Source organism: Mesorhizobium sp. (assembly GCF_024509055.1).
In the GTDB taxonomy this organism is placed as follows: Bacteria; Pseudomonadota; Alphaproteobacteria; order Rhizobiales; family Rhizobiaceae; genus Mesorhizobium.
In genome coordinates this window covers 1-2,670 of the sequence record NZ_JANINM010000240.1, presented here as the reverse complement: position 1 = coordinate 2,670, position 2,670 = coordinate 1, and the positions used below count along the sequence as shown (strand labels likewise).

General features: G+C 61.8%; 2 protein-coding genes. Both read right to left on the bottom strand.

The window, feature by feature from the left end; all coding sequences use genetic code 11:
* The coding region (locus tag Q0L57_RS11940) for an Ig-like domain-containing protein (RefSeq protein ID WP_296742866.1) at nt 1-2,047 on the bottom strand (2,047 nt) is incomplete at its 3' end.
* Nucleotides 2,048-2,420: 373 nt separating this feature from the next.
* Nucleotides 2,421-2,670 (bottom strand): hypothetical protein (locus Q0L57_RS11935; RefSeq protein ID WP_296742864.1); only part of this gene is annotated, 250 nt, incomplete at its 5' end.

The window sequence follows — 2,670 nt, the reverse complement described above, 5'->3', positions numbered from 1 at the left end:
GCGGAGGGAAGAAGCTGTAGGCCGACATGTTGGTGGCGGCGGTGCCGGCGAGGTTTGTCCATTCCACACGCTGCCCTTCGGCCATCACAATGCCGCCTGGCCCTATGGCAAGGCCATTGTCGGGCGGATCGTCCGAAGTGTCCGAGATGCCGGAGAACAATGTCTCAATCGACGATGGCGGGACGGTGATCGTGTAGGTTACCGGGGCACTGGTCCCGACATTGCCGGCCAGATCCGTATTCCTGGCCGTCAAGGTGTTGGTGCCATCGGTCAAGGAGATGCTGGTGCTCCAGGTTCCGCCCGCTTGGACGACAGCGGTTCCAACCTGGGTGGTGCCGTCGAATATCGCGACCGTGGAGCCGGGGCCCGAAACATCGGGATCGCTGACGGACCCTGCCACCGTCAACGCTGCCTGACCGGTTGCGCCGCCCGCATTGTTTATCGTCACCGTTGGTGCCGTGGTATCGAGCGTGAACGTCAGTGAGGCTGGCGCCGGATTCCCCGCTGCGCCCGACTCGCTGGCCACGATCGTATGCTGCCCATCCGCGAGCCCGGTCGGGGTGAAGGTCCATGCGCCACCGGCATTGGCCGTGACGGTGGTCGCGATCGGATTGCCGTCCACCGTGAAGGAGACGACGGCATTCGCCACGCCCGTGCCGACCAGTTTGTCGTTGCTGGTGATATTGTCCGTCGACGATGCGCCGGTGTCCTTGCTCAGCCGCTCCGTCACGTTCGCGGTCGGCGTCTGGATCTGGACCTCGGCCACCGATGTCTGCCACCAGCCATTGGCGACATACTCGCCCGACAGCCAGAAGGAATTCGGATCGTTGGGATCCGCAGTTGCCGAGGAGTTGGTACCCCAGCGCTGGACGTTTCCTCCGTCGCCATTGGCGAGGTAGCTCGAGCTTGCCTGATAGAGAACCGGAGCGCTGAAGGTGCCCGACGGATCGCCCGCCGCCATGAAGCTGTAGTAGTCGGCCGGATACATGCCCGAGCCGCTGGCAGTGTAGTTGATGATGACGTCCCCGGCCCCGTCGACGGCGATGGAGCCGTCGAAGGTGGCAACGCCGGCGCCGATCGCAGCCCCGAGTATATCGCCCTGCGCTACGAGGGTCGGACTGCTCGGGTTGCTGACATCGATCTTGAACCAGTGGACATTCGGAGTGCTCGATCCAGCCGGCATCACCTCGGACACGCCGTAGAGGAACCCGTTGGAATAGGCGAGGTTCTGGATGTTCGCGTCGCCGGCATCGAGCAGGACGCTCGTTCCTTGCTGTTGTGCGGTGTAGTCCGACCCTCCGCCGCCCTGGTCGATGTTGCCCAGCGACACCGTGGTCGTAGGGCCGAAACTGTTGGTGGCAACGTTGTAGGTCTGCAGGGTGACGAGAGTCTGGCTGCCGCTGTTCTCAGCCGAGGCGTAGTATGTCTGGCCATTGTTGCCAGCGACCACCCTGGCGATGCCTTGATTAGGCGACGCAACCTGATTGGCGACGACCGTCATCGTGCCGCCATTGTAGATGCCGCCCCCCGCGCCAGCGGTATCGCCGATGACCCATTGCTCCGTTCCGGCGAAACCGGAGACGTTGACACCATACTGAGGCGCGGTGATGTAGATGTTGGTGCCGTCCACCGACACGGTCGGCTGGTCTGCCGCCGTCAACTGGCCGTTGATCGTGAGCGATGTGTTCAGCGAGTAGAAATACCAGCCGTCATTCGGATTCGAGTCCCGCGATACGGCGATGTCGATATTGCTGATCGTGCCGTTCGAGCCGATGTTGTCGACGGTGACGATGTATCTCTGGTTGACGCTGTCATAGGTCGCGCGCGGATCGAACAGGGCATTCGTCGCGGTCGCGCCGAGCGAACCGAAGAACTGATACATCGATTCGACGTTCGGCGAGCCTCCGGACGAGTCCGTCCATTCGATCTGCGATCCTTCCGCGGTCACGACGTTGCTCGGACCGGCGGCGAGCGCATTGTGCGGCGGGTCGCTGGAAGTGTCGGAAATGCCGGAGAATTCAGTAGTGATCTGGGACGAACTGGTCATTCGGAACCCCACCCATCAGGATGGATCACCGTCCATGGCGATCCTGAGCTCAATCCGGTCCTCGCGAGACCGGATAAGGCTTCCAAGGCGCGAATGCGGGAAGCTCTCCGACTAGAGTGAATCCGAAGCCGGGAGCATCGATTACTGTGGCCACCGCATCCGTACTGAAGCAATGTTTCGGAATAGATCGACGCCATGTAATGCGCACCCTCTATTCGAATGATGCAGGTCTCAAACCGTTGTCACTTCACGCGAACTTCTTGCTGACATCGCCGGCGATCGGCGGTGAAATCCGCAGCGGCTGACGATTTCGCCCGATGCGGCGGCGATCTATTCTTTGATGGAGTGACCGTACTGCTTGCGGTTGCAGGCATCACCGGCCGAAATGGAGGCGTCGGGGAACGCGCTCACCGACATCTCTCAAGGACGCGGCCAGCAAGCTGCAATCGATCTCCTCGGCAAAGGAAGCCTGAGGATCCGCTTCCGCCATCAGGAATAGCGTGCGAAGCGATTTCAACCTCGCTGCCTTGGCGGCGCGCTCGGCGCATTCAGCTTCGAGGATCGCCAGCGTGGATTGGCCAATTTCTTCGTGTCGCTGTCCGCGCATGTGTCCGACCTCACAA